This is a genomic window from Microbacterium dextranolyticum (assembly GCF_016907295.1).
Lineage (GTDB): Bacteria > Actinomycetota > Actinomycetes > Actinomycetales > Microbacteriaceae > Microbacterium > Microbacterium dextranolyticum.
On record NZ_JAFBBR010000001.1, the window covers coordinates 2,718,444 to 2,744,041 of the forward strand.

27 protein-coding genes are annotated in these 25,598 nt (G+C 70.6%); 15 read left to right on the top strand and 12 right to left on the bottom strand.

Translation table 11 applies throughout. The features are described from left to right. The first annotated feature begins 92 nt into the window (after positions 1–92). From JOE64_RS12350 to pgi, 4 genes are all read left to right on the top strand, one after another. On the top strand, positions 93–1,424 hold the full coding sequence (locus tag JOE64_RS12350) for a sensor histidine kinase (protein ID WP_204964533.1): 1,332 nt from the start codon (positions 93–95) through the stop codon (positions 1,422–1,424). Further along, entirely contained in the window at positions 1,412–2,104 is a 693-nt protein-coding gene (locus JOE64_RS12355; RefSeq protein WP_204964534.1) for a LuxR C-terminal-related transcriptional regulator, read from the top strand. Before JOE64_RS12350 ends, JOE64_RS12355 begins: the two co-directional genes overlap by 13 nt. After that, positions 2,101–2,988: a DUF4097 family beta strand repeat-containing protein gene (locus JOE64_RS12360; protein ID WP_204964535.1), complete on the top strand. Its 888-nt coding sequence runs from the start codon at positions 2,101–2,103 to the stop codon at positions 2,986–2,988. Before JOE64_RS12355 ends, JOE64_RS12360 begins: the two co-directional genes overlap by 4 nt. A 332-nt stretch (positions 2,989–3,320) precedes the next feature. Beyond that, the gene (gene pgi, locus JOE64_RS12365) at positions 3,321–5,000 is read left to right on the top strand and encodes a glucose-6-phosphate isomerase (protein WP_271202481.1); all 1,680 of its coding nucleotides are present in this window, start codon (positions 3,321–3,323) and stop codon (positions 4,998–5,000) included. Positions 5,001–5,204: 204 nt separating this feature from the next. Here pgi and JOE64_RS12370 read toward each other — a convergent pair whose 3' ends face one another. After that, positions 5,205–6,296, bottom strand: a complete 1,092-nt coding sequence (locus JOE64_RS12370; RefSeq protein ID WP_204964537.1) for a hypothetical protein — start codon at positions 6,294–6,296, stop codon at positions 5,205–5,207. 90 nt (positions 6,297–6,386) lie between these two features. Between JOE64_RS12370 and JOE64_RS12375 the strand changes: the two genes are divergently transcribed. Further along, positions 6,387–6,980, top strand: coding sequence for a TetR/AcrR family transcriptional regulator (locus JOE64_RS12375; protein WP_204964538.1), 594 nt, complete (start codon positions 6,387–6,389; stop codon positions 6,978–6,980). A gap of 6 nt (positions 6,981–6,986) precedes the next feature. On the opposite strand, the gene JOE64_RS12380 is transcribed toward JOE64_RS12375, so the two are convergent. Then, positions 6,987–7,544: a helix-turn-helix domain-containing protein gene (locus JOE64_RS12380; protein WP_204964539.1), complete on the bottom strand. Its 558-nt coding sequence runs from the start codon at positions 7,542–7,544 to the stop codon at positions 6,987–6,989. A 67-nt stretch (positions 7,545–7,611) separates the two neighbouring features. Here JOE64_RS12380 and JOE64_RS12385 point away from each other — a divergent pair, with 67 nt between their 5' ends. The 3 genes from JOE64_RS12385 (at position 7,612) to JOE64_RS12395 (ending at position 11,588) form a co-directional block, all read left to right on the top strand. Continuing rightward, positions 7,612–9,180 (top strand): FAD-dependent oxidoreductase, encoded by a 1,569-nt coding sequence (locus JOE64_RS12385; RefSeq protein WP_204964540.1) that lies wholly within the window; start codon positions 7,612–7,614, stop codon positions 9,178–9,180. Between the two features lie 249 nt (positions 9,181–9,429). Continuing rightward, a complete protein-coding gene (locus JOE64_RS12390) occupies positions 9,430–10,194 on the top strand; it encodes an ABC transporter ATP-binding protein (RefSeq protein ID WP_204964541.1) in 765 nt (254 codons plus the stop codon). Further along, positions 10,191–11,588 (top strand): FtsX-like permease family protein, encoded by a 1,398-nt coding sequence (locus JOE64_RS12395; RefSeq protein ID WP_204964542.1) that lies wholly within the window; start codon positions 10,191–10,193, stop codon positions 11,586–11,588. The genes JOE64_RS12390 and JOE64_RS12395 overlap by 4 nt, the downstream gene beginning before the upstream one ends. 44 nt (positions 11,589–11,632) lie before the next feature. On the opposite strand, the gene JOE64_RS12400 is transcribed toward JOE64_RS12395, so the two are convergent. Continuing rightward, positions 11,633–12,343 (bottom strand): NRDE family protein, encoded by a 711-nt coding sequence (locus tag JOE64_RS12400; protein ID WP_204964543.1) that lies wholly within the window; start codon positions 12,341–12,343, stop codon positions 11,633–11,635. 56 nt (positions 12,344–12,399) lie between these two features. Between JOE64_RS12400 and coaBC the strand changes: the two genes are divergently transcribed. Both coaBC and JOE64_RS12410 read left to right on the top strand, forming a co-directional pair. After that, positions 12,400–13,599, top strand: a complete 1,200-nt coding sequence (gene coaBC / locus JOE64_RS12405; protein WP_204964544.1) for a bifunctional phosphopantothenoylcysteine decarboxylase/phosphopantothenate--cysteine ligase CoaBC — start codon at positions 12,400–12,402, stop codon at positions 13,597–13,599. 133 nt (positions 13,600–13,732) lie between these two features. Continuing rightward, positions 13,733–14,515, top strand: a complete 783-nt coding sequence (locus tag JOE64_RS12410) for an acetoin reductase (RefSeq protein WP_204964545.1) — start codon at positions 13,733–13,735, stop codon at positions 14,513–14,515. Between the two features lie 97 nt (positions 14,516–14,612). On the opposite strand, the gene JOE64_RS12415 is transcribed toward JOE64_RS12410, so the two are convergent. From JOE64_RS12415 to JOE64_RS12425, 3 genes are all read right to left on the bottom strand, one after another. Further along, a complete protein-coding gene (locus JOE64_RS12415) occupies positions 14,613–15,845 on the bottom strand; it encodes an MFS transporter (protein WP_204964546.1) in 1,233 nt (410 codons plus the stop codon). Further along, positions 15,842–16,492: a GntR family transcriptional regulator gene (locus JOE64_RS12420; RefSeq protein ID WP_204964547.1), complete on the bottom strand. Its 651-nt coding sequence runs from the start codon at positions 16,490–16,492 to the stop codon at positions 15,842–15,844. Before JOE64_RS12420 ends, JOE64_RS12415 begins: the two co-directional genes overlap by 4 nt. Before the next feature lie 118 nt (positions 16,493–16,610). Then, the gene (locus JOE64_RS12425; RefSeq protein ID WP_204964548.1) at positions 16,611–18,734 is read right to left on the bottom strand and encodes a glucose PTS transporter subunit IIA; all 2,124 of its coding nucleotides are present in this window, start codon (positions 18,732–18,734) and stop codon (positions 16,611–16,613) included. A 268-nt stretch (positions 18,735–19,002) separates the two neighbouring features. On the opposite strand from JOE64_RS12425, the gene JOE64_RS12430 reads away from it, so the two are divergent. Continuing rightward, on the top strand, positions 19,003–19,968 hold the full coding sequence (locus JOE64_RS12430; RefSeq protein ID WP_204964549.1) for an aggregation-promoting factor C-terminal-like domain-containing protein: 966 nt from the start codon (positions 19,003–19,005) through the stop codon (positions 19,966–19,968). Positions 19,969–20,073: 105 nt separating this feature from the next. After that, positions 20,074–20,616, top strand: coding sequence for an NUDIX domain-containing protein (locus JOE64_RS12435; protein WP_204964550.1), 543 nt, complete (start codon positions 20,074–20,076; stop codon positions 20,614–20,616). 24 nt (positions 20,617–20,640) lie between these two features. Here the strand turns inward: JOE64_RS12435 and ykgO are convergent, their stop codons facing one another. After that, complete coding sequence (ykgO, locus tag JOE64_RS12440) at positions 20,641–20,763, bottom strand: type B 50S ribosomal protein L36 (RefSeq protein ID WP_204964551.1); 123 nt, start codon at positions 20,761–20,763, stop codon at positions 20,641–20,643. A 78-nt stretch (positions 20,764–20,841) separates the two neighbouring features. Here ykgO and JOE64_RS12445 point away from each other — a divergent pair, with 78 nt between their 5' ends. The 3 genes from JOE64_RS12445 (at position 20,842) to JOE64_RS12455 (ending at position 22,734) form a co-directional block, all read left to right on the top strand. Then, complete coding sequence (locus JOE64_RS12445; RefSeq protein WP_204964552.1) at positions 20,842–21,864, top strand: CobW C-terminal domain-containing protein; 1,023 nt, start codon at positions 20,842–20,844, stop codon at positions 21,862–21,864. A 99-nt stretch (positions 21,865–21,963) separates the two neighbouring features. Next, positions 21,964–22,134, top strand: a complete 171-nt coding sequence (locus JOE64_RS12450; RefSeq protein WP_204964553.1) for a CsbD family protein — start codon at positions 21,964–21,966, stop codon at positions 22,132–22,134. Between the two features lie 153 nt (positions 22,135–22,287). Then, positions 22,288–22,734 (top strand): DUF1622 domain-containing protein, encoded by a 447-nt coding sequence (locus tag JOE64_RS12455; RefSeq protein WP_271202482.1) that lies wholly within the window; start codon positions 22,288–22,290, stop codon positions 22,732–22,734. On the opposite strand, the gene JOE64_RS12460 is transcribed toward JOE64_RS12455, so the two are convergent. The 5 genes from JOE64_RS12460 to JOE64_RS12480 all read right to left on the bottom strand — a co-directional run bounded on the left by JOE64_RS12460 (position 22,731) and on the right by JOE64_RS12480 (position 25,572). Then, a complete protein-coding gene (locus tag JOE64_RS12460; protein ID WP_204964554.1) occupies positions 22,731–23,018 on the bottom strand; it encodes a PTS sugar transporter subunit IIA in 288 nt (95 codons plus the stop codon). The two genes, JOE64_RS12455 and JOE64_RS12460, sit on opposite strands and share 4 nt — an antisense overlap. After that, entirely contained in the window at positions 23,015–23,545 is a 531-nt protein-coding gene (locus tag JOE64_RS12465) for a hypothetical protein (protein ID WP_204964555.1), read from the bottom strand. Before JOE64_RS12465 ends, JOE64_RS12460 begins: the two co-directional genes overlap by 4 nt. Before the next feature lie 73 nt (positions 23,546–23,618). Continuing rightward, the gene (locus JOE64_RS12470) at positions 23,619–24,575 is read right to left on the bottom strand and encodes an NAD kinase (protein WP_204964556.1); all 957 of its coding nucleotides are present in this window, start codon (positions 24,573–24,575) and stop codon (positions 23,619–23,621) included. Beyond that, positions 24,572–25,411: a TlyA family RNA methyltransferase gene (locus JOE64_RS12475; RefSeq protein ID WP_204964557.1), complete on the bottom strand. Its 840-nt coding sequence runs from the start codon at positions 25,409–25,411 to the stop codon at positions 24,572–24,574. Before JOE64_RS12475 ends, JOE64_RS12470 begins: the two co-directional genes overlap by 4 nt. Next, positions 25,408–25,572, bottom strand: coding sequence for a hypothetical protein (locus tag JOE64_RS12480; protein WP_204965121.1), 165 nt, complete (start codon positions 25,570–25,572; stop codon positions 25,408–25,410). The genes JOE64_RS12475 and JOE64_RS12480 overlap by 4 nt, the downstream gene beginning before the upstream one ends. Between the last annotated feature and the right edge of the window lie 26 nt (positions 25,573–25,598).

Here is a 25,598-nt window from a genome sequence, read left to right on the forward strand (position 1 = left end):
ACACAGACCGCGGACACCGGGGGTTATCCCGACCACGGATCCTCCGGCTGCCACCCGTGCGGCCGTCCCGTACGCCGCCCTAGCGTGGAGACATGTCCTCCGCACCGCCTGTCGCATCGCCGGCCGATCCCACCCCGAGCCCTCCGCCCGCAGCCGCCCGCGTGCGCTTCTCCGCCCACCTGGGCGCCGTCGCGCAGCTCGCCGCCGTGGGGTTCGTCGGCTCGCTGTACTTCGCCGCCCTCGTCTCGCTCCTCGCTCTCGGGTTGAGCCTCCTGCCCGCGCTCGGCATCGGCCTGCTGTTCCTCGTCGCCTTCGTCTACGTGCTGTGGAGTGCGGCGTGGCTCGAGCACGAGCGGGTCGAGGGGCTCTACGGCTTCGGCATCCCCCTGCTCCGCGCCCGTCAGAGCGGTCGGCCGGGTTTCGGTGGATGGCTGCGGACCCTGTGGGCCCAGGCGACCGACGGAGCGATGTGGCGAGGCGTCGCGTCGGCGGGGATCGCCACGATCCTGGGCCTTGTCACGCTGTCGCTGATCAGCGCTCTCGCCACATGCCTCATCCTGCCGTTCGCGCCGCTGCTCGAACACGAGCGGGCGAACTGGTACCTGCCGCTGGTCGACGTGCCGATCCCCCTCGAATGGGCGGTCGTCGCCGGCATCCTCGGGGTGATCGTCTGCGCCGCCCTGCTCGTGGGCATCGCACTGCTGCACGCTGTGATCACCCGTGCGATCCTCGTTCCCAACCGCGAGGCTGCGTTCCTCGAGCAGGCGCGCGCCGCGGGCACGCAGCGCGAGAGCGCCGTGCGCGCCGGCGAGCTCGAGCGCACCCGCATCGAGCGCGATCTCCACGACGGCGTGCAGCCGCGGCTCGTCTCGGTGGCGATGACGCTCGGACTCGCACAGCAGAAGATGGACGACGACCCGGATGCCGCGAAGGCGCTGGTCACCGAGGCGCACACCTCGACCAAGGCCGCGATCACCGAGCTGCGGCAGCTCGCGCGCGGCATCCACACATCGGTCCTCGACGACCGCGGACTGGACGCGGCGCTCAGCGCCCTGGCCGCCCGGTCGCACGTGCCTGTCCTGCTCGATGCGAGGCTTCCGGAACCGACGAGCGGGCGATGCAGCCGCACGGCCGAGGCCGCCGTGTACTTCGCGATCGCCGAGTCGCTCACCAACGCCGCCAAGCATTCGAGAGCCGGTGAGGTACGTGTGACGCTCCGGTTGCGCAACGACGAGGCGGTCGGCGGGCGACCGACGCTCTGGGCGCGGGTCGAGGACAACGGCGTCGGCGGCGCGCGGATCCTCGCCGGCGGCGGCCTCGACGGCATTGCGAACCGCATCACCGCGGCGGGCGGCGTCTCACGCTTGGACAGCCCGATCGGCGGCCCGACATCGCTGGAGGTGAGCGTGCCGTGCGCATCCTGATCTGCGAGGACTCCGCCCTCCTGCGCGAAGGGCTGGTGCGCCTGCTGGCCGACGCGGGCCACGATATGGTCGCCGCCCTTCCCGACGCGCGCGAGTTGCCCGAGGCTGTCGCGGCCACCGACCCCGAGCTGTGCATCCTCGACGTCCGCCTGCCGCCGACGCACACCGATGAAGGCATCCGAGCCGCGCTCGCCCTCCGCGCCGCGCACCCGGGCCTTCCCGTGCTGGTGCTCAGCCAGTACGTCGAGGAGCGATATGCGAGCGAGCTCATCACCGGGCAGTCCGCGGCGCTCGGCTACCTGCTGAAGGACCGCGTCGCCGACGTACGCGAGTTCCTCGACGCGGTCGCCCGGATCGGCGAGGGAGCCACGGTGCTCGATCCGGAGGTCGTCGCCCAGCTGCTCACCCGGCGCGCGCTCGATGACCGGATGGCGCGCCTCACCGATCGCGAGCGCACGGTCCTCGCACTCATCGCTGAGGGCAAGAGCAATCAGGCCATCGCCCGGACGCTGTTCGTCACCGAGGCGAGCGTCGAGAAGCACATCACCTCCCTCTTCCAGAAGCTCGACCTCGAGCAGGACGAGCACGGCAACCGGCGTGTGCTCGCGGTGCTCGCCCATCTCGAACACGGCCACCACGCCGGCAGCGATGCCCTCCCCCAGAACGGAATCCCGACATGACCACGACGCTCACTCCGCCGCCGCTTCCCCCGACGCCGATGGGTCCCACCGGTCCCGGCGGCCCCGGCGCATCGGGTGCAGGCTCGACACCGGCGCCCCCGGGCGGGCCCCGGTCCTCGACCCGGGTCGTCGCGATCCTCGCGATCGTCCTCGGAGTCGTGATCATCATCGGGTCGCTCGCCTCGGCGGCGTTCTCCGCGATCCGCACGAGCACGCGGGGGTCGGCGCAGCTGACCGCGGATGCCACCGGCATCCGCACCCTCGACGTCGACATCTCGGCGGGCGACCTCACGATCGTCTACCGCGGCGACGAGGTCGCCCTCGCCGTGCGGGGTGACACGGACGCATGGCGCCTGGATCGCGACGGCGACAGCGTGCGCGTGCACACGGACCGCCCCTGGTGGAACGGGTGGCGCGTGTTCGACGGCGAGGACTCCGCTGTACTCACCCTGCCCAGCGCTCTGGAGCACACCGCGCTCGATGCCGAGCTGAAAGTCGCCGCCGGAGTGCTGCGCACCGATGCGACCTTCGATGAGCTCGCGGTGCGTCTCAGCGCCGGATCGGTGGAGGTGCGCGGCAGCGCACGCACCGTGGATGCCGAGGTCTCGGCCGGCCGGGTCGTGTTCGATCTCGCGGGCGCCGACAGCGCCGACCTGCGGCTGAGCGCCGGTGCGATCACCGGTTCGCTCACGGGTGCCGCGCCGAGCACCGTGGCCATCGACGTGAGCGCGGGCCGGCTCGAACTGACACTCCCCCGCGACGTCTACGCCGTCTCGACCGATGTGTCGGCGGGCACCGTCGACAACGGGCTGCGCGTCGACCCGACGTCTCGGCACCGCGTGACGGCGAGCGTGTCGGCGGGAGCCGCGGTGCTGCGCGACTGAGCGCTCTCGAACCACTGAGGCCTCCTGGCCCGCCCGCGCATCCTGAACGTTCGCTGTGCGATCGATATGGGATGCGCAGACGCCCGAGCAGCCGTTACCTTTCCGTTATACAGTCGTCTCATCGCCGGTCCCTCCCCACTCCGGGTCGGCGAAGCAGACTCCCCAGGTCTGCGATTCCTCTTGGTGCAATGTGGTGCAACGGGACGCAGGGCCGGTCGGCGAACACGCCGTCCGGCCCTTCTCTCTTTTCCGTCCACGCCACCGACCGCACCCGGGTTTTCTTCCCGCGGCCGTGCTGCCGCGACCGAGGCTCGCGCGCTAGCGTGGAGCCCGTGACCACGCCGATCGATCCCACTACCACTCCCGCCTGGACCGAGCTGTCGGCCGAGCGCGACGCCCTCGTCCCCGACCTGCGCGGCTGGTTCCGCGACGACGCCGACCGCGCCCGCCGCTTCAGCTTCGAGCTGGCCGACCTGCACGTCGACCTGTCCAAGAACCTCGTCGACGACGAGATCCTCGCCTCGCTCGTGCGCCTCGCCGAGCAGACGGGCGTGGCCGACCGCTTCGCCGCCATGCTCCGCGGCGAGCACATCAACACCACGGAGGACCGTGCCGTCCTGCACACGGCGCTCCGCCGCCCCGCCGGGGCATCCCCCGCACTGCATGTCGACGGGCAGGACGTCGACGCCGACGTGCAGTCGGTCCTGGATGCCATGACCGCCTTCGCCGACCGGGTGCGCTCGGGCGAGTGGACCGGCATCACCGGCAAGAAGGTCCAGACCGTCGTCAACATCGGCATCGGCGGGTCGGACCTCGGCCCCGCCATGATCTCGGCGGCGCTCGAACCGTACGCCACCGCCGGCATCTCGGCACGCTTCGTCTCGAACATCGACCCGTTCGACCTCGCCCACAAGACCGCCGATCTCGACCCCGAGACGACGCTGTTCGTCGTGGCATCCAAGACCTTCACGACCCTCGAGACCCTCACCAACGCGCGCCTCGCCCGCGATTGGCTGTGGGCGGGCCTGGAGGCATCCGGGGCGATCGACGGCGGCGACGAGGCGCGCACGGATGCCGTCGCCCATCACTTCGTCGCCGTCTCGACCGCTCTCGAGAAGGTCGCCGCCTTCGGCATCGACACCGCGAACGCCTTCGGCTTCTGGGACTGGGTGGGCGGACGCTACTCCGTCGACTCGGCCATCGGCCTCTCGCTCATGATCGAGCTCGGCCCCGACAGCTTCCGCGAGCTGCTCGCCGGCTTCCACGCGGTCGACGAGCACGTGGCGTCGACACCCCTGGCATCCAACGTGCCCGTTCTCATGGGCCTGCTCAACGTCTGGTACACGAACTTCCTGGGCGCGCAGTCGCACGCTGTGCTGCCGTACGCGCAGCAGCTGAGCCGCTTCGCCGCGTACCTGCAGCAGCTGACGATGGAATCCAACGGCAAGAGCGTCCGGTGGGATGGCTCGCCCGTCACGACGCAGACCGGCGAGATCTTCTGGGGCGAGCCGGGCACCAACGGCCAGCACGCGTTCTACCAGCTGATCCACCAGGGCACGCGCCTCATCCCGGCCGACTTCATCGCGTTCGCAAACCCGGCCTACCCTCTGAAGGACGACGGCCGCGACGTGCACGGCCTGTTCCTGGCGAACTTCCTCGCGCAGACGAAGGCACTCGCGTTCGGCAAGACCGCCGAAGAGGTCGAGGCCGAGGGCACGACCGGCGCCCTCGTCGCGGCACGCACGTTCCCGGGCAACCGCCCGACGACGTCGATCTTCGCCGCCGCGCTGACCCCGCGCGTCCTCGGCGAGCTGATCGCGCTGTACGAGCACATCACCTTCACGCAGGGCGTCATCTGGGGCATCAACTCCTTCGACCAGTGGGGCGTCGAGCTCGGCAAGCAGCTCGCCCTGCAGATCGCCCCGGCGATCGAGGGCGATGCCGAGGCCGCCGCGGCACAGGATGCCTCGACCCGCGCGCTTCTGGACTACTACCGCACGCACCGCGCCTGACGCACCCCGGGGCGGGGGTGGGCGGGCCTGCGGCCCCGCCCACCCCCGCCCCGTCTCGTCCGCGTCCGCGTCCGCGTCAGCGTCCGCGTCGCCGGCGCGAGAAACCACATCCCGCGCGAGAAACACCGTGGTGCCTGGTTTCTCGCGACGGTTGTGGTTTCTCACGTGCGCGGCGGGGCCGTGAGGGACGAGGCGAGAGATGCCTCAGGCGGGGACGGGTTCCGCGTCGCGAGAGGGGGGCACAGCCGCCAGATCGGTCGCGGCGTGGGTCACGCTCGCCGCCCGGAAGTGGCCCAGCACCGAGAGCAGCAGGCCCCCGACGGTCCACGCGGTGAGAACGAGCCAGCCGAGCGAGGCATCCGCCTGGGGGAAGTACGACGCGTCACGCAGGAGCGTCGCTGCCGCCCCCGGCGGGAACAACTGGCCGACCGCGCCCCAGGCGCCCGGCAGGAACTCGCGCGGCATGGTCGCCGACGAGATCGGGTTGGCGAACAGCAGCATGACGACCGGCCCCACGGCGATCCCCGGGCGTCCGATGAGGGCGACGGCACCCGTGATCGGCGCGGCGATCGCGGCGAGCGCGAGCGCGATGACCGCGGCCTCGACCCAGAAGTCGCCCTGCAGCGCACCGAACCAGCCGGCGAGGATGCCCGTGAGCGCGACGCCGCCGAGCGCCGAGTAGATCAGCACGGCGACGACACGACGCATCGCTCCGACGATGAGCATCGAGATCACGATCCCGCCGATCATGCCGCCCATGACGAGCGGGAACATCGCCGCGGCGAGGCCCGTCCCTCGCGGATCGGAGCTCGCCAGCGGCACGACGTCGGTGACGGTGACCGCGATGTGTGCGGGCGCGGGCGCACCGGCGGCGGATGCCGCAGCGGCCGCCGCCTGGTTGGTCTGGGTCTCCAGCGCGCCGGCGAGAGACATCAGCATCTGGTTCGCGGTGATGTTGGCCGCCGACGCGGTCAGCACCTCCGGAGTGGCTCCCGCAAGGATCGCCCCGTAGACCTCGCGCCTCTCGATGGCGGTGACCGCCGCACCGCGATCATCGACGCGCTGCAGATCGAAGACACCGGGTTGCTTCTCGGCGAGAGCCGTTTCGAGCGAGGCCGCGGCGGAGTCGGCTCCGACCACGGCGACGGGCAGGTCTCGAGGCGCGGCGGTGGCGCTCGGCCAGGCGAAGGCGAGCACGACGATGCAGACGACGGCGGCGAGCGCGACGGCGACGGCCGTCACGCGGCCGAGCGGGGTGTGCGGCGCAGGTGTGCGCGCCGCGATGGATGCGGACATGAGTTCCCTTCCCATCACAATAAAAAACGAATGCTCGTTCTTTATACGCCATCGGCGTAGGATCGACAACGTCATCACAAAGGAGTCGGCATGCCGAAAGTCAGCGACGAATATCGACTCGCTCGACGGGAGGAGATCCTCGACGTCGCGATCCGATGCTTTCGCGCGAAGGGGCTCGCACGCACCTCGATCGCTGATCTGACGGCATGCTCCGGGCTGTCGGCGGGCGCGATCTACGGCAACTTCCCCGGGGGCAAAGAGGAGATCTTCCACGCGGCGGCCGCGCGGATCCTGCGATCCCGGCGCTCCGAGCTCGCGCAGCGCAAAGGCGACGGCGCGCTCTCGCCTGCGGCGATCATGGCAACCCTCGTCTCCGGCGTCCGATCCGAGCCCGTCACCCTGGGCATCCTTCCGCAGCTGTGGGGCGAGGCGGCCGTCGACCCCGAGATCCGGGCGTTGGTGCAGAGCGTGTTCCTCGAGCTGCGACGCACGATCCGCGATGCCGTCGCCGAGTGGGCCTCGGACAACCCCGACCGAGTGAGCGGCGACCCGCACTCCTGGGCGGATCGGGTGACCCCGGTGCTGCTCTCGAGCGCGCCGGGCTTCATCCTGCAGCAGACCCTGTTCCCCGACTTCGACGGAGACGCGTACCTCGAGACCCTGCTCGAGATCCTCCCCCACTGAACGACGTCAGAGGTCGCCGACGCGCGTGTGGAATCGCTCGCCGTCGGCGCTGAAGATGCTCAAGACCTCTGACGGGCCGTCCGCGGTGGCGCTGATCGAATGCGGCAGCCGCGTGTCGAACTCCGCCGCCTCACCGGGGTCGATCAGGTGTTCGGCGCCGTCCAGCGCGAGCCGCACGCGGCCGCTCAGCACGTAGAGCCACTCATAGCCGTCGTGCACCCGCGGTGAAGGCGCGCCCGCCCTCGCGGGGTAGACGATCTTGACGGCCTGCACCGGGGAATGGGCCAGTGTGAGCGGCGCGATGACCATGCCATCGCGACGCTCCACGGCGCGATGGACGCGCGGATCGACCGTCTCAGCGGGCAGCAGATCGTCGATTCGGATGCCGAGTGCCCGCGTGAGCGGCAGCAGCAGCTCCAACGACGCCTGTCGCTTGCCGGACTCCAGTCGCGAGAGGGTGCTCGCCGAGACGCCCGCCAGGCGAGAGAGGTCGTCGAGCGTCCACGCGCGCGCCCGACGGGCGGCCCGCAGTCGCGGGCCGACCTGGTCGAGTGCCGTCGTCATGCGCTCCATCTTGCCATTTCTGCATATCCATTTGCACAGAGCGGACGCCGGCGCGCACGCTGAAGCCATGAACGATCAGACGTGGGACGCCGTCATCATCGGCGGCGGGGCGGCCGGACTCAGCGCAGCGCAGATGCTCGGGCGCGCACGTCGTCGCACCCTCGTCATCGATGCCGGCGAGCCGCGCAACCGCTTCGCCGCCCACATGCACGGGATCCTCGGCCACGACGGGCTCGATCCCCGGGAGCTGCTCGCCCGCGGGCGAGCAGAGGCTGCCCGCTACGGCGTCCGCATCGAGGTCGGCACGGCCGTCGCGGTGCGCGACACCGGCGCCGACCTGAGTGTCCGACTGGAGGGCGGCGCCACCCTGCGCACCCGTGCGGTGGTCATCGCCTCCGGCATCCGCGACGCCCTGCCGTCCGTCCCCGGGCTCGCGGAGCGGTGGGGCAGAGAGGTCCTGCACTGCCCGTACTGTCACGGGTACGAAGTCGCCGACGGGGCTCTCGGCGTGCTGGTCGCGTCCGACCGGGGCATCCATCAACTCGAGCTCGTCCGGCAGTGGAGTGCCGACATCACGGCCTTCACGTCGAACGTCGAGCCCCTGGACGACGACGTCCGCGCGCGGCTCGTCGCCCGTGGCATCCGGATCGTCGAGGCCGCCGTGACGGACGTCGATCCGGACGGCGTCGACCGCCCGCTGGCGATCACCACGGCCGACGGAGCGCGACACCCTCTCGACGCCCTGTTCGTCGCCCCCGACCCCGTGCCGGGTCTCGGCTTCGCCGATGCCCTGGGTCTCGCCCGCACCGATGCCCCGGGGTCCCCCCTCGCCGTCGACGCCGTCGGCGCGACCAGTCATCCGCGCGTCTGGGCGATCGGGGGCGCCGTCGCACCGGCGGCGACCGTGCCCGTCGCGATGGCGGGCGGATGCCTGGCGGGCGGCGCCGTGAATGCGGCCCTCGTCGCCGACGACGTCGCCGTCGCGGTCAGCGAGCGTGCTCGGGAGCGAGCCCGCGCCTGGGAAGCCCGCTACGCGACGGCGAGCCAGACCTGGTCCGGCCGGGTGAACGCGGCGCTGGCCACGATCGCCGGAACGCTCACGCCGGGGAAGGCACTCGACGTCGGGTGCGGGGAGGGCGGCGATGCCCTCTGGCTGGCTACGGAGGGCTGGCACGTCGTCGGCGTGGATGTCTCCGCGACGGCCGTGGCCCGTGCCGCCGCGGCGGCCGACGAACGCGGGCTGGCCGATCTGGTCGCCTTCACGACCGACTCGATCGATGCGGCCGCGCCCGCCGAGAGCTTCGACCTCGTGACCTCGTGCTTCCTGCATTCCTGGGAGGACGATTTTCCGCGGATCGCGCTTCTGCGTCTCGCCGCGGATCGGGTCGCCCCGGGCGGACACCTGCTGATCGTGTCGCACGCTGCGCCCCCGCCGTGGGCGCAGCACGTGCACGACGTGCCTGCGCCGCGCCTGCGTCCGCCGGACGAGGAGCTGCGACTGCTGGCCCTCGATCCGACGGAATGGACTCCCCGCATCGTCGAGGTACGCCGTCGGGACGCCCGCGACCCCGACGGCGCCGCCGCGGTGCTCGAGGACGGCATCCTGCTGCTCCAGCGGAGCGTGGCATCCATCTGAGCGCCCGAGGCGCGACCGCGAGGCGCGAGGCGCGAGGCGCGAGAAACCATCGCCGACGCGAGAAACCTCGGCGGGGGGTGTTTCTCGCCACGAACGGTGTTTCTCGCCGCCACAGCCACCCCGCCCCGGCACGCCTGCGCACCCCCGCCGAGCGGCCCATGCGCGCTCGGCGGGAATGGGACCTCCGACGGATGCCGGATACACCGCGAGGCCGACGACATCGACCCCGGGGCCGCGAACACTGGAGTCATGAACACTTCCGTACTGTCCGCCACCGGCCTGGTCAAGAAGTACGGCGAGCTCGTCGCGCTCGCCGGTGTCGACGTCTCGATCGCCGCGGGCGAGTCCGTCGCGATCATGGGGGCCTCGGGCTCGGGCAAGACCACTCTGCTGCACTGCCTGGCCGCGGTACTCCCGGCCGACGCGGGCTCGATCCGTCTGACCGTCCCCGGTCAGGCCCCGCGGGAGATCGTCGGCATGAGCGAGAGCGAGCGTTCGGCGGTGCGCCGCGCGAGTCTCGGTTTCGTCTTCCAAGAGCACCTGCTGCTCCCCGAGCTCACCGCGGTCGAGAACGCGGCACTGCCCCTCCTGCTGCAGGGCACCCCGCGCGCGCAGTCCGAGTCGCATGCGGCGGGATGGCTCGCCGTTCTCGGCCTCGCCGGCATGGAGCAGCGGCGGATCGGCCAGCTCTCCGGCGGTCAGGCGCAACGCGTGGCGATCGCCCGAGCTCAGGTGACGGGTGCGCCGCTGGTCTTCGCCGACGAGCCGACGGGGGCGCTCGACTCGCACACGTCGGATGACGTGATGAATGCCCTGCTGTACGCGACGACGGCGCAGGGCCGGAGCCTCGTCGTCGTCACCCACGACACGGCCGTGGCCGCTCGCTGTGACCGCACCCTGCGGATGGTCGACGGGCGCATCGTCGCCTCCGGGCATCCGGATGCCGCGGCGGCCCCCGCCCGCATCGGCGCTCCGTCGGGATCCACCGCGTCGACGACGGAGGGCCGGCGATGAGCGCCGCAACCCTCGTCATCCCTCCGGCGCCCGCTCCCGCGCGACGGGTCGGCGGTCCCGCACGCACCATCGGTCTCACGGTGATGCTGGCACGACCGGCCCGCCAGGGAATCGCGGCGCAGCTTCTGCCGGTGGTCGCGTTCGCGGTCACCACGGCGCTGTTGCTGATCGTCGCGGGCGGCGTGCACATGTTCTTCACCGACGCCCGTGCCGCCGGTGACACGGCGATGCTCTACCAGGTACTGAGCGCCCTCGCGCTCGTGCTTCTCACGGTGCCGATCGCCACCCTCGGTGCCGCGGCGGCGCGACTGTCGGCGCGACGACGCAACGATCGCCTCGCGACTCTTCGACTGCTCGGGGCGAGCGTGGCGGAGGTGAGCGCGATGACGGTGCTCGAAGCGGCGACGACGGCGCTGGCCGGCGCCATCGCGGGTGTCGCCCTCTCCGTGGCACTCCTGCCTCTTGTCGAGCTGCTGCCCTTCTTCGGCGGCCCCGTGGGCGCGGCCGCGCTCTGGGCCGGCCCCGCCATCGCGGCCGCCGCGGTCGTCGGGGTCGTCGCGATCGCGACGGCGAGCGCCGCATGGGGTCTGCGTCGAGTACACCTCACGCCTCTCGGCGTACGCCGTCGCACCGACCCGCCGCGGCGCCGCACGGCCGTCCTCATCGGCGGGGTCCTGGCGCTCATCGCCGTCGCGCTCCTGGCGGCGAACGTCAACGTGCTCGCTCAGCTGTGGGGCTCGGCGGTCACGATCATCGTGCTCCTCGGCCTGTTCGCCGGCGCCCTGCTCCTGGTGAACGTGATCGGCGCTCCGATCACCGCCGCCCGTGGCCGCGCGATGGCACGGTCGACGTCGTCCCCCGCGAGACTCATCGCCGGTCGCGAGCTCGCGGCGCACGCCGCCGTCGCCTGGCGGCGCGTGTCGGGGATCGCGATGATCTCGTTCATCGCGGTCGTCGGCGGGTCCGGGGCGAGTCTTGCGACGATGGGCGGCACCGAGGGCGCGGACGTCGTGATCTTCGACGACATGCGCACGGGGGTCCTCGTGACCCTGGGCATCGGCTTCGCGCTGCTGGCATGCTCGGTGGGCGTGACCCAGGCCGCCTCCGTCCTCGAGGATCGGGAACTGATCGTGGGACTGGACCGCCTGGGGATGCCCGCGCGCGAGCTCGACCGCGCACGCTCGCTCGCCGTCATGGTGCCGCTGCTGTGGGCGGCGCTCGGAGGCGCCGCGGTGGGAGGTGTCCTCGCGTTCCCGTTCGTCGGGGCCACGATCCTGTTCGCCCCCGTATCGATGCTGATCATCGCCGGCACCTTCGTCGCGGGCATCCTGCTCGTCCGGCTGTCGCTGCTGGCCACCCGACCTCTCGTGACGGCGATGCGTCGCGGCGCTTAGGGCGAAGCCAGTTCCGCACCGGGCGGCGGGCACGGCCCGCCCGCTCACCGCAGGGCGGGGCGGTTCCAGACGCCGGGTTCGTCGAACTCGCCGTAGCGCACGTCGAGTCCCTGCGCGCCGCCGAGAGACGCCGTGCACACGAGCAGCGACTGCGTGGGGTAGCCGAACGGCCGGTTGTCGCGCACGATCGCACGATCGTCGACGGGGCCGACGCCGCTCGTGCGCTGCAGCACGTCCAGCCATCCCTCCATCCATCGCTCATCGTCCGGGGCGGTCGCGCCGAACTCCTCGCGCCACGCCGCGATCCGCGCGGTGCGCGGGTCGTCGAGGTCGTCGTGCGCGATCATGTGGATGCCGGGGTCCAGCCGCACCCGACGCAGCGCCTCGCCGTCCCACATCGTCACGGCGGCTCCCTCGGGCCCCAGCTCGACGAGGTTGAACCCGTGCGTGCGCGGCGGATCGGCGAGCGGATGCCCGGTGACGGCGTCTAGCACGATCGCGCCCCGCGAACGCGGCGGTTCGCCGTCCGTCAGGATGTCGGCACGGTTGAGGATGACGGCGAGTCGCCCCGCCGCGGCGTCCGCGGCCAGCCACGCTCCCCCGGCGCGACGATCGCGCACGCCGATGACGTCGGGCGTCTCCGGCCACCACGCTCCGAGCGGGTCCCACGTGCGGGCGGGGTCCTCGTCGCGCACGGCGAGAAGGCGCACGGGGTCCCCCGAACCGTGCGGGACGTGGACGATGACGGTGCACATGCCGGTCGTGGCCTCTCCCCGATCCGGCCCGCGCGAGCGCGTGGCAGGATCGGACCATGTTCGTTGTCGTGGGCGTGACGGGCGGCATCGCCGCGTACAAGACGGTGCACCTCGTGCGTGCACTCGTGACGAACGGGCACGAGGTGCACGTTGTTCCCACCGCCGATTCGCTGCGCTTCGTCGGCGCGACGACCTGGGAGGCGGTCAGCAGGCATCCCGTCACGACCAGTGTGCACGACGACGTCGCGCAGGTGCGCCACGTCGCCCTGGGAACCTCCGCCGACCTCGTGATCGTCGCCCCCGCCACCGCGAACACGGTGGCGCGTATGGCCGCGGGGATCGCCGACGACCTGCTCGGGGTGACCCTGCTCGCCACGACCGCGCCCATCGTGGTCGCCCCCGCCATGCACACCGCCATGTGGGAGCATGCGGCGACGCGGGCGAACGTCGCCACCCTACGGGAGCGCGGCGTGCACGTCGTCGGCCCCGCGGACGGCCCGCTCACCGGCGGCGACAGCGGCCCCGGTCGGATGGCCGAGCCCGACGAGGTGCTCAGCGCCGCCCTCGCCGTCGTGACGAAGCAAGACCTCGCGGGGCTCACGGTGGCGGTCTCGACGGGCGGCACCCGCGAGCCGATCGACCCGGTGCGTCACCTCGGCAACCGCTCTAGCGGGCGCCAGGGCGTCGCCGTGGCACGAGCGGCCGCCGAGCGCGGAGCCCGTGTGCGCCTGGTCGCCGCACACGTCGACGAGGGCGTGCTGACCGATGCCCTCCACCCGAGGATCGAGATCGCACGGGTGTCGACCGCCGCAGAGCTCCGGCAATCGATGCACGCGGCAGCCGACGGCGCCGATGTGGTGGTCATGGTCGCCGCCGTCGCCGACTATCGCGTGGCGCAGGTCTCGGATCACAAGCTGAGGAAAGAAGATGGGGCTCCGGTCCTCGAACTGGTCGAGAACCCCGACATCCTCGCCGAGCTGGTCGCCGCGCGTGAGCCCGGCCAAACGGTCGTCGGCTTCGCGGCCGAAACAGCCGACAGTGAGGACGAGCTCCTCGAACGCGGACGACGCAAGCGCAGCCGCAAGGCGGTCGACCTGCTGGTGGTGAACCGGGTCTCGCACGACCGCGGATTCGAGTCCGCCGACAACGACGTCACCCTCGTCGACGCGCACGACGAGGTCGTCTCGCACGCTGCCGGCTCGAAACGTCTGGTGGCAGACACCCTCTGGAATGAGGTGGTCTCCCTCCGCCGGTGAGCGACAGGCGGACAATGGAATCGGACCGCATCTCGGTGATGCGGCTGCACGCCGATCGACGACGCCACGGCGGGGTCGATCGGCGTTTTCGCGTGGCACGGAGGTGTCACGCCGGACCACGAAGGAGAACATCATGTCCACTGCCAAGGTCGCCCTCGTCACCGGTGCCGGTCAGGGAATCGGCCGCGGAATCGCGCTGAAGCTCGCTGCCGACGGCTATGACATCGCCGTCGCCGACCTCGCGTTCCAGGAGGAGAAGGGCCGCGCCGTGGTCGCGGAGATCGAGGCGCTCGGTCGCCGCGCGATCTTCGTCGCCGCCGACGTCTCCCAGAAGGAGGACGTCGTCGCCGCGGTGAACGCCGCCGCCGAGCAGCTGGGCAGCTTCGACGTCATCGTCAACAACGCGGGCATCGCCCAGGTCAAGCCGATCCTCGAGGTTACGGCCGAGGAGCTCGACAAGATCTTCTCCATCAACGTCAACAGCGTCGTGTTCGGCATCCAGGCCGCCGCCGCGAAGTTCCTCGAACTCGGCGTGAAGGGCAAGATCATCTCCGCCGCCTCGATCGCCTCGATCAAGGGCTTCCCGATTCTCGGCGCCTACTCGGCATCGAAGTTCGCCGTGCGCGGCCTGACGCAGGTGGCGGCCCAGGAGCTCGCTCCCCAGGGCATCACGGTCAACGCCTATGCCCCCGGCATCGTCGGCACGGGTATGTGGGACCTCATCGACGAGAAGCTCTCGGAAATCAACGGCAAGCCCCGCGGTCAGAACCTCAAGGAGAACGTCGAGAGCATCGCGCTCGGCCGCATCGAGACCCCCGAGGACGTCGCGGGCGTCGTCTCGTTCTTCGCGAGCGAGAAGGCCGACTACGTCACCGGTCAGGTGCTGCTGGTCGACGGCGGCATGCTCTACAACTGAGCCACGCAACGACGGAGCGGCCGGGGACCTCGTCCCCGGCCGCTCCGTCGTTTCTTCGGCGGGAGTGTCGTGCGGCGACTCGTCGCCGCACGACATGTCACGCCGTCGGCAGGTGCCGCCGCCAGCTGAGCGCGACGACTCCGACACTCAATGCGGCCAATGCCGCACCGGCGAGGAACATCGTGGTGTACGGGATCCATGCGCCGAGCGCAGCCAGGATCGCCGGAATGAAGAATCCGAGGTAGGTCAGCGAGTAGTACACCGCCGTCAGCCCCGCAAGATCTCTCGGACCGGCGATCCGCTGGATCTCACGCAGACCACCCACCAGCAGCATGCCGTACGAGGCGCCGAGCGCTGCTGCGGCGATGAACGCCCAGACGAGCGAGTTCAGCTCGACCGCGACGGCGGCGAGCGCCATCGAGGGCACGGTCACGGCGAGCGCGACGCCGATCCCGCGGGCCGACCGGGGATCGTCGATCTTCGCCGCGAACCGCTGCACGGCCACACCGCATCCGAGGGCGACGACACAGAGCAGTCCGGACATCCCGATCTGCAGCCCGGGCGCTTGCGCCATCATCAGTCCGGGAAGGATCGCATACGCGCTCGCGGCGGTGCCGAACACCCACGGCGCCATCGGCACCACGACCAGCAGGAAGCGACGGTGCATCGCGGCGGGGATCCGCAGGTCGGCCCACAGCGCACCGGCATCCTCGCGCCGCGGACGGCTCTCGGGTGCGCTCCACAGCAGGAGGAAGGCGGCGAAGGTGATGAGGATGTGCAGCAGGTAGGGCGACGCCGTCGGAATCGGCCCGAACTGGCCCAGCGCGGCCGCGAAGCCTGCGCCGAGCGCGAAGCCCGAAGTGAGGGCCAGTGCGGCGCGCGAGGCCCCCCGACCGTCCACGGAGCGTGTCGTGAACGGCGGCTCGGAGAGCTCCTTCACCCAGCTCGTCCCGACCGCCATCACCAGCCCGAGGGCGATGCCCGAGAGCACGCGCCCGGCGAACAGCATTCCGATGGATCCAGAGCCGAAGGCGAGCAGCGCGCTGCCGGCGATCGCGATGAGCGGCGCGGGCACGAAGAGGGGCCGTCGACCGTAACGGTCCGACAGCGGTCCGCCGAGCAGCAGCGCGGGCACGATGCCGAGGACATATGCCCCCAGCAGCACATTGACGGTGAACGCACTCATCTGATCGATCTGCCGGTACATGACGAGCAGTGGGGTGAACTCGTTGCCACCCCAGGCGACGGCGAACAGCGCCGCGCTGACGCGCATCCACGGCACGATGGCGGTGCGCTCGCCTGCGACGGCGACGGCGGATGTCTCGGTCATTTCAGGATCTCCCGGTGAGTGGTACGGATGTGCCGGCCGACGCCGACCTCGAAAGCGGTCTCGTCGCGGTCTGCGATGAGTCGGATGAGCAATTCATGGTCGGCGAGCACCTGCTCGGCGCGTTCGTCGCGGCGCCACAGCGATCGCGCCAGCATCCGCCGTTGGCGATCGCGGAGCGTGGCGAAGAACTCCGACAGCAGCGCGTTGCCGCCCGCGGCGACGATCCGCGCATGGAACGCGGTGTCGGCCTCGGCGAGGCGGGACAGATCGCTGTGGACGTATGCCTGCCGCTGCTCTTCGAGAATGTCGCGCAGGTCCGCCACGACGTCTTCGACCCGCGACGGTTCGCGCACGAGCCGCCGCACCGCGTCGGTCTCGATGAGGATGCGCGCCTCGACGATGTCGTCGAGCTCGCGGGGAGCGATTTCGCGGATGAGAGCGCCCCGTTTGGGGTACAGGCGCATCCATCCCTCGGCTTGCAGCCGCAGGAACGCCTCGCGCACCGGGGTGCGACTGATCCCCAGCTCGTCGGCGATCGTCCCCTCGCTGATCATCGTCCCCCCGGGCAGATCTCCGTCGAGGATCCGCTCCTTCACCTTCGCGTAAGCCGCGTCGGCCGCGGAGGCCTCCGCGTGCACCTGGTTCATCCGAACGCACTCCTTCACATCAAGAACAACATAGATACTAGATGCATTTCACTAGCATGCAAAAGACCCCCTCGGCATCCGATGCCGAGGGGGTCTTGCGCGACCTGACGAGTGCGGGTCAGGACTTCTTCTGCACGTCCAGCAACGCCTGACCGTGCGAGACGGGCCCGAGCGTCGCGGGATCGACGGTGTCGAACGTGTCGCCGTTCAGAACGATGACCGGAGTGATGAGCGGGTAGCCCGCCTTCTCGATCACGGCACGGTCGAAGGTCACCAGCGGGGTGCCGGTTTCGACGCGGTCGCCGTTCTTGACCTTGACGTCGAAGCCTTCGCCCTTGAGGTTCACCGTGTCGATCCCGACATGGATCAGCACCTCGGCGCCGTTGTCCAACTGCAGCCCGAAGGCGTGGCCGGTGGGCTGCGCCGCCACGACGACGCCTGCTCCCGGGGCGTAGACCGTGTCACCGGTCGGTTCGATCGCGACTCCGGGGCCCATGACACCACCCGCGAAGACGGGGTCGGGCACCTGATCGAGGGCGACAGCCGTGCCATCGAGCGGCGAGGCGACCTGGATCAGGGCGCCGACGTCCGGGGCTTCGCCGTGCGCCGCGGTGGCGACCGCGGTCGCCGTGCCCGCCGCTGCGGTGCCCGCACCCCCCGGAAGCAGTTCGCCGCCGCCCGCGACACCCGACACCGCCTGCGCCTCGTCCGAGACACGTCCGGCCGCGCCGGCCGCCGGCGCTCCGGCGCCCGCAGCCGCCGGCTCCGGGTTCTTGTAGCCCGAGACGATGACGAGCATCATCGCGACCACGAACGCGCCGGCGACGGCGATCAGGTAGAGCCCGATCGGGTCGAAGGCGGGGATCGTGAGCAGCGACGTGAAGACGAAGGCCTGCGTCGTGATGCCGTTCTTCAGACCCAGCACGAGCGATCCGATGCCGATGATGAGACCACCCGTGAGGCATCCGACCAGCATGCGCGGGTAGATGCGCTTGTACCGCAGATGGATGCCGTACAGCGAGGGCTCCGAGATGCCGCCGAGCAGACCTGCGGCGAGTGCACCGGTCGCCGTCTGCCGCATCTGCTTGTCCTTCTCGCGCCAGGCGAGGACGAGCACGCCGGCTGTCGCACCGAAGCACGCGAAGTTCCACGCGCCCATGGGGCCCTGGATGAAGTCATATCCCAGGGTCTGGATGTTCAGCAGCATGATCGCGTTGATCGGCCAGTGCAGGCCCAGCGGAACCATGAACGGGTAGGCGAGCGGGATGACGATCGCGAAGATGAAGGGCGAGAACGTGTTGATCGCACTGAGCGCGTTCGCGAGGGCCGCGCCGGCGTACACGCCGATGGGACCGATGAGGAAGGCCGTGAGCGGGATCATCACGAGCATCGAGATGAACGGCACGAAGATCAGCTGGATGTTCTCGGGAATGACCTTCTTGAGCCCCTTGTAGACGAGGCCGAGGACCGCCGCCATCAGCAGTGGCGGGAAGACCTGCGAGCTGTAGTCGAAGATCGTGAGCGGCATACCGAACACCTGCACGGTGGTGATGTTCGAGCCCAGGAACGTCGTCTGCACGGCATCGTCGGTCTTGCCGAGTGCGGTGAAGCCGGGCAGCATCGTGACCGCCATGATGGCGAAGCCGACCCACGGATCGGCGCCGATCTTCTGCGACGCGTTGTAGGCGACCATGAGCGGCAGGAAGATGAACACGCACTGCCACATGAGGTTCACGAACGCCCACGACGGCGGCAGCACGACACCCGGCGCGTTCCATGCCGGGATCCAGCCGAGCGTCGCCGCCAGCGCCATGAAGGTGATGAACAGGGATGCCCCGAGCAGAGCCCCCAGGATCGGACGGAACGAGTCGGAGAGGAACTCGAACAACGTGTCGAGCCACGCGTTCGTGCCGCGCGGGCCCTTCGCCCGTTCGCGCGCCTTGATGTCGGCGTCGCTCTCACCGGAGCCGGCCTCGGCGGCCCCTCCGCCGCCGGCCATCACGGGAAGCGCCATGATGTCGTTGTAGACGGTCTGCACACCCCCGCCGATGACCACTTGGAACCGATCGCCGGCCTGCGGCACGGCCCCGAGCACACCCGGAATCGCCTCCGCACGGTCTTTGTCGGCTTTCTCGCCGTCGCGCAGCTGGAAACGCAATCGTGTTGCGCAGTGCGTGAGGCTCGCGATGTTGCCGGGTCCACCAACGGCGTCGACGATGTCGGCCGCGGAATTGGATGCCATGGGTCCTTCTCCCTGTTTTCGCGCCTGTAATGTCGCTGTGTTCGCGACTCTATACCGGCCCTCGGGCCCCGGAAAGGCGGGCCGCGTCCAGCGCGGAGCTCCCCTCGAGGGCAGTTCCTGACCATCGTCCCATACAGGGAACGCCCAGGTTTCATACCCGTTCCGTCCAGAAACTGTTGCCAATCTGTGACCTTCGTGTCCACCCGAGGACGCACGCCGCACGCGCACCCGAGCGCCGCGGCGCTGATGCACCGGAAGTACTCCCTTTATGTCTCGTAACGTTCTCCGCTCCGCCACGCCTCTTCTCGTCTGCGCCGGCCTCGTCGCCGGGATGTTCGCCACCACCGGCGCGGCCTTGCCGCAGGCATCGGAAGGAGCCGGCATCGACGCCTCCGCGTCCACGCAGACGCATTCGATCGCCGCTCCCCTCAGCACGATCGCCTCGCGCGCGCAGAGCACGCTGGATGCCGCGCGTCAGGCGATCGCCGACGCACGCACGGTCGGCACCGACGTCTCCACCTCCGGCCTGACGGTGAACACCACGGCGACGGTCATCGACACCGACCAGCTCGACGCCTTCGTCTCGAAGCTCAATGTCGTCGATGTGACCCCCACCCTGCTCGTCCCCACCCTGACGGCGAACGCCGCCGCCGAAGTCCAGTCGGTGCAGGAGAAGACGGCAGCCCTGCGCGGTCAGCTCGACGCCGCGAAGGCGAAGAAGGCCGAGGAGGAAGCCGCGGCGAAGGCCGCCGCCGAAGCCGCCGCTGCCGCGCAGGCAGCCGCTGAGGCCGCCGCTGCGCAGGCCGCCGCCGAAGCCGCCGCCAAGGCCGCAGAAGAGAAGGCCGCCGCGGAGAAGGCCGCCGCGGAGTCCACGTCGTCGTCCTCATCCTCGTCGTCGCGTTCGTCGACAGCCTCGGTGAACGTCAACGTCGACCCCGGTTCAGCGCAGGGTATCGGCCGCTCCATGGCCGCCGGGTATGGCTGGGGAGACGACCAGTTCGCCTGCCTGCTGTCCCTGTGGAACCGCGAGTCCGGCTGGCGCGTGAACGCCGCCAGCAGCAGCGGTGCGTACGGGATCCCCCAGGCGCTCCCCGGCAGCAAGATGGCTTCCGCCGGCTCCGACTGGGAGACCAACCCGGCGACGCAGATCGCGTGGGGGCTCGGCTATATCTCCGGTCGCTACGGCACGCCGTGCGGCGCATGGGACCACTCGGAGTCGTCGGGCTGGTACTGATCCGACGCCGCATCATCGACGGAGCGGGTCCGGGCACAGCCCCGGACCCGCTCCGTCGTCTCGCGTCGACTCGCCCGCGAGCGCGACGCGTCGTAGGGTGGCGTCGTGACGTGGAAGACGCGCGCCTCGCGCACGGTGTACGACAACCGTTGGATCCGGGTCGACGAGCACGAGGTCACCGGACCCCACGGAGACGGCATCTACGGCGTCGTCGAGATGCAGCAGCCGGCGGTGTTCGTCGTCGCCCTCGACGATGATGAGCGGGTGTGCCTGATCACGCTCGAGCGTTACACGACCGGACTCTCGATCGAAGTGCCCGCGGGAGGCTCGGACGGGGAGGAGCCACTGGTCGCCGCCCAGCGCGAACTGGCCGAAGAGACCGGGCTCGCGGCGCGGGAGTGGACCCTGCTCGGGCGCATGAACGCACTGAACGGCATCGCCCGCGCCCCCGAGTACGTGTTCCTCGCGCGCGGCGTGGAGCACTGGGCTGAGGCGTCCGCGGCGAGCCGCGACGAGGAGGGCATCGAATCCGTCCGCTGGGTCGCGTTCGACGAGGCTCTCACGATGATCTCCGACGGGCGCATCACCGACGGCGAGACGATCGCCGCCCTCGCCTACGCCGGCATCCGCCTCGGCCGGTTCGCCTGAGGGGCGCGGCCTCGCCGCCGGCGGTCAGCCCTGGCGCCCCTTGAAGCGCGGGTTCTGCTTGTTGATGACGTAGACGCGTCCTCGGCGGCGCACCACCTGCGCGCCGGGTTGCTGCGCCAGGGACTTGAGGGATGAACGAACCTTCATGTCTCTCCTTATTGAGAATTGTTTTCAATAAGAGGCTAGAGTGATCGACGTCCATCCGTCAACACGAGAGCGAGCCCCGTGGAACCCGTCCCCCTCATCGTCACCGGTCTGTGCACGCCCGAGCGGAAGCGCTATTCGGCAGGGTTGGCCGCCGCGACGCGACGCGGCCTGATCGAGATCCCCGGCGGCCACGCCGCCGTCGGCGGGTCCACCCCGACGCGTATCACGCCCGCCGCCGGCGATCTCGGCCACGTGGTCGTCGACGTGGATGTCGACGTCGACGTCCGCCACCTCGACGTGGTGATGGGTTCGCCGGCACCGCCGATCGTCTGCGTCATCGATGCCCGCCACCTGATCGACGATCTGCGGGACGGATCGCCGCTCGACCCGCGGGCGCCCGCGGGCGACGACCGTGGCGATGTCGGGGCACGGGCCCGTCGCGCCGCCACTCTGCTCGAAGCGGCCGAGTCCGTCAGCATCGTGCAGTGGGAGTCGGTGGACACACCGCGACTCTCGCTGCTGATGGCGCTCGCCTCCCATCTGGCGCCCCGCGCGCGCGTCCGCCTGTCCCGCGGTCCTGCAGACGACGTGCGGGCGCTCTTCGCCGCGCGGACGCTGCCGTCCACCCCCGACGAGGTGCTCGAGCGGGCCGGCTGGGTGCACGCCCTCAACGACTCGCACGACCCGCACATGACCGACCCGCGGGTCACCACGTTCCGGTACGAGAGACTGCATCCTTTCCATCCCGCACGCCTCGCCTCGGCGCTCGACCGGATCGACGCCGGACGCTCGGGGCTGCTCGTGCGCTCGGCAGGGTTCTGCCGCATCGCGTCGCGCCCCGGCATCCTCGCCCGATGGGACCAGGTCGGATCCGCGATCTGGATCGACCCGCTCGATGCGGGGCCGTCCGCGGACGGCACCGCGCAGGACATCGCACTGACCGGACTGGATCTCATCGTCGGCGATCTCGTCGCCACGCTCGACTCGGCGCTCGTCACCGACGCTGAGCTCGAGGAGGGCCCGGAGTGCTGGCGGAGGATGCCCGATCCACTGCCCGTGTGGCCGCCGTTGCCGCACGAGAGGTCGCCCCGCGAACGGTGACCGCCGCCGTAGCCCGTCGCCGTCGAATCGTCAACCCACTCACTCCCCACCGCGGAGCGACGTAACGTCGATCCCGCAGTCCAGAGAAAGGAAGATGCCATGGGTTTCGACGACAAGATCAAGAACGCGGCAGAGGATCTCGGCGGCAAGGTGAAGGAGGGCGTCGGCAAGGTGACGCACAACGAGCGCCTCGAGGCCGAGGGCGAGGCCGACCAGGCCAAGGCTCAGGTCAAGAAGGCCGGCGAGGACGTCAAGGACGCGTTCAAGTAACCGGCGGCAGACACAGCGAAGCGCCCCCATCCCGGCTCGGATGGGGGCGCTTCCGTGCGCGGCAACGCGCGCGCCGTAGAGTAATCGCATTCGCACACAGGAGACCCCATGACCCCGTCCGCACGAGCACACCGTCTTCTCGGACGCTGATCCGTGGCCGAGTCGATCGAGCCGATCTTCACGGCGATCGCCGTCGCCTTCGAGATGGTGGGGGCGCTCGCCATGGTCGCCGGCTTCGTCGTCGCCCTCGTGCTGGCGCTTCGATCGCTGCGCCGTAGCGGCGACGGGCACGCCGCCTACTCCCTGCTGCGCACCACGCTGGGCGCCGCCATCCTGCTCGGACTCGAGGTCCTCGTCGCGGCCGATCTCATCCGCACGATCACCTCGAAGCCCTCGATCGAGGATGCCCTCATCCTCGGCCTGATCGTCCTCATCCGGACAGTGCTGTCGATGTCGATCCAGATCGAGATCGACGGCGTCCTGCCGTGGCGGCGAGCGCTGCTGACCAGCGGCGGGCAGGTGCTCGCGCGCACGATCGCGCGTGAACGAGCGAGCGTGCGCAAGGACCCCGAGCGCGGCGCAGCGACCGCGCGCGACTAACCCGCCTGCGCTCCGGCGCTGTTGACGAGCACGACCGGCGTGATCGGGTCGAGTCCGGCCGCGCGGATGGCCGCGAGGTTGACGCTCACGAGAGGCGCTCCCGCCTCGACGCGGTCGCCGACGACCACGTGCGGCGTGAACGGCGCTCCACCGAGCGCGACGGTGTCGATGCCGATGTGCACGAGCACTTCCGCTCCCTGCGCCGAGGTGATGCCGAAGAAGTAGGCGCCGATCGCGATGGGAAGGGTCAGCAGGCCCGGCGCGCCGGTCGAGAAGACCTTCACACCGCCGGCGCCCACCACGGCGCCGGCGATCGCGCCGGAGATCGAGGCGACGAGGAAGGCGCGCTTGCGCGGCAGGGTGATGCCGTAGATCGCCGGTTCGGTGACGCCGAAGATCGCGGCGAGCCTGGCCGAGAACCCGAGAACCCGAGGGCCTTCGTCTTCTTCTCGCGCAGGCGCAGGGTCACACCGAGCGCGGCGCCGGCCTGGGCGAGGACGGCGGGGATCTGGCAGGTCGTCGAGGACGAGGCCAGCACGTGCGTCGTCGAGAGGATGATCAGCAGACCCTTGAGGATGCCCGTCGCCGCCAGCACCCCGAGGATGGGCGCGAAGATCGACGAGATGACGTCGATCACACGCGAGAGCGCGCTGACCTTCTGGCCGCTGCCCGCCGACGGGTCGGCGACACGGTCGCCGTCGGTGAGCGAGGTCGGAAGCCCCGCGTACACCTTCGAGACGTTGTTGCCGACGACCACCTGGAACTGCCCGCCGTTCTCCATGACCGTGATCACACCGGGAAGCGCGGTCACCGCATCCTTCTGCGCCTTCGATCGGTCGCGCAGGGTGAAGCCGACCGGTCCGTGGCTCTCCGGGCGCGCTGCCTCAGGCCGAGGGAACCTCGCCCGCGCGCAGGTCGCGAGGCTCGACGGGGCCGCGCCAGCCGGCGACGGGCAGCTGGAACTTGCGCACCAGCCGATCGGTGAACGGGGCGGGGTGCAGGCGCGCGAGCCGCACATGCTCCTCCGAGCGGCGGGCGATGACTCGGGCACCCGGCGGCAGGTCGTGAGAGCGGCGACCGTCGCACCAGAGGATGCCGGTGCCGTCCGTGCGGGCGAGCACATCGATCGCGACCGTCGCCTCGGGGCCGACGACGAGGGGGCGGGCGAACAGCGCGTGCGCCGACAGGGGAACGACGGCGATCGCTTCGACGGTGGGCCAGATGACGGGCCCACCCGCGGAGAAGTTGTAGGCGGTCGACCCGGTCGGGGTCGAGATCACGACCCCGTCGCAGCCGAAGCTCGACAGCGGACGGCTGTCGATCTCGAGGACGACCTCCATCATCCGCTCGCGAGCCGCCTTCTCGACGGTCGCCTCGTTCAGGGCCCACGTCGAGTAGATGACGGTATCGGCCTCGTCACGCACCTCGACGTCGAGCGTCATCCGCTCTTCGACGTCGTATTCGCGGTCGATGACCCGGCGCATGGCGTCGTCGATCACGTCCGCCTCGATCTCGGCGAGGAAGCCGACGTGGCCCATGTTGATCCCGAGGATCGGGGCCGTCCCGGTGCGCACGAGCTCCGCCGCGCGCAGGATCGTGCCGTCGCCGCCCAGGACGATGGCGATCTCCACGGCATCCACCGACACGTCCACTCCGAGCGTCGCCAGCGGTCCGACGTCGCCGAGCTCGTGCCGCAGCTCGTCGTCGCCGTCGGGCAGCACGGCGCGCGCTCCCGCCGATTGCACGGCGGCGATGACGCGCCGCGCGGCGAGGACCGTGTCCGTGCGCCGCGCATGCGCGACCACCAGGATCTCGCGCGGGTCGGTGCTCTCGATGGTCATCTCGCTCCCGCCACTAGGTTCACGGTCTCCAGGTATTCTGTCGGATTGCCGGCTTCCGCCGTGCTGTCGACGTCTGGAGATCGCCCGGGTCGCAGATGCACCAGGTATTCCTGGTTCCCATGCGTGCCCGCCAGCGGAGACGCGATCACGCCCCGTGTTCGAAGGCCCGCGTCCCACGCCGCCCAGAGCACACCGGCGACCGCGTCGGCGCGCGCCGCGGGGTCGGTAACGAGTCCCTCGCGCACTCCCGTGCGCCCCACCTCGAACTGGGGCTTCACGAGCAGCACGATGTCGCCGTCCGGTGCGACGACCCCGGCCACGGCGGGGAGCACGTGGGCGAGGGAGATGAAGGAGAGATCCCCGGTGACGACGGATGGAGCTTCCTCCACGGGCTGCGCGGGCCCCACAGCCTCGGCCAGGGCATCGCGGGTCATGTGACGCACGTTGAACCCTTCGACGACCGTGACGCCGGGGTCGGCGGCGATCTCGGGAGCGAGCTGGTCGTGGCCGACGTCCACCGCGAGAACGCGTACGGCTCCGCGCTCCCGCAGCACCTGGGTGAACCCGCCTGTGGAAGCCCCCATGTCGAGGCAGAGCCGTCCGGCGATCCGGACGTCGAATGCGTCGAGTGCAGCGATCAGCTTGTGCGCGGCGCGGCTCACGTAGTGATCGGATGCCGCGACGGTGATCTCCTGTATATCGGACACACGGGTCGACGGCTTCACGACCGGCGTGCCGTCGACCGAGACCAGGCCGGCCTCGATGAGCTGCGCGGCATGGGTGCGAGAGCGCGCGAGCGATCGGGCGGCGACCGCGGCGTCGAGTCGGGAGGTCACGCGGAAGCGTCCCGCGGTCCGGACTCCAGTCGACGCGCGAGTTCGTCGTGAAGTGCGGCATAGGCGTTCGCGCGCTCGGCGAGAGGCTGCTCCTCGATCACTTCGAGAGTCGAGAGCAGATCGTCCCGGCGCGCATCCGCATCAGCGGCATCCATCGACATGTCTCCACGATACGCGGCGCCGTCGA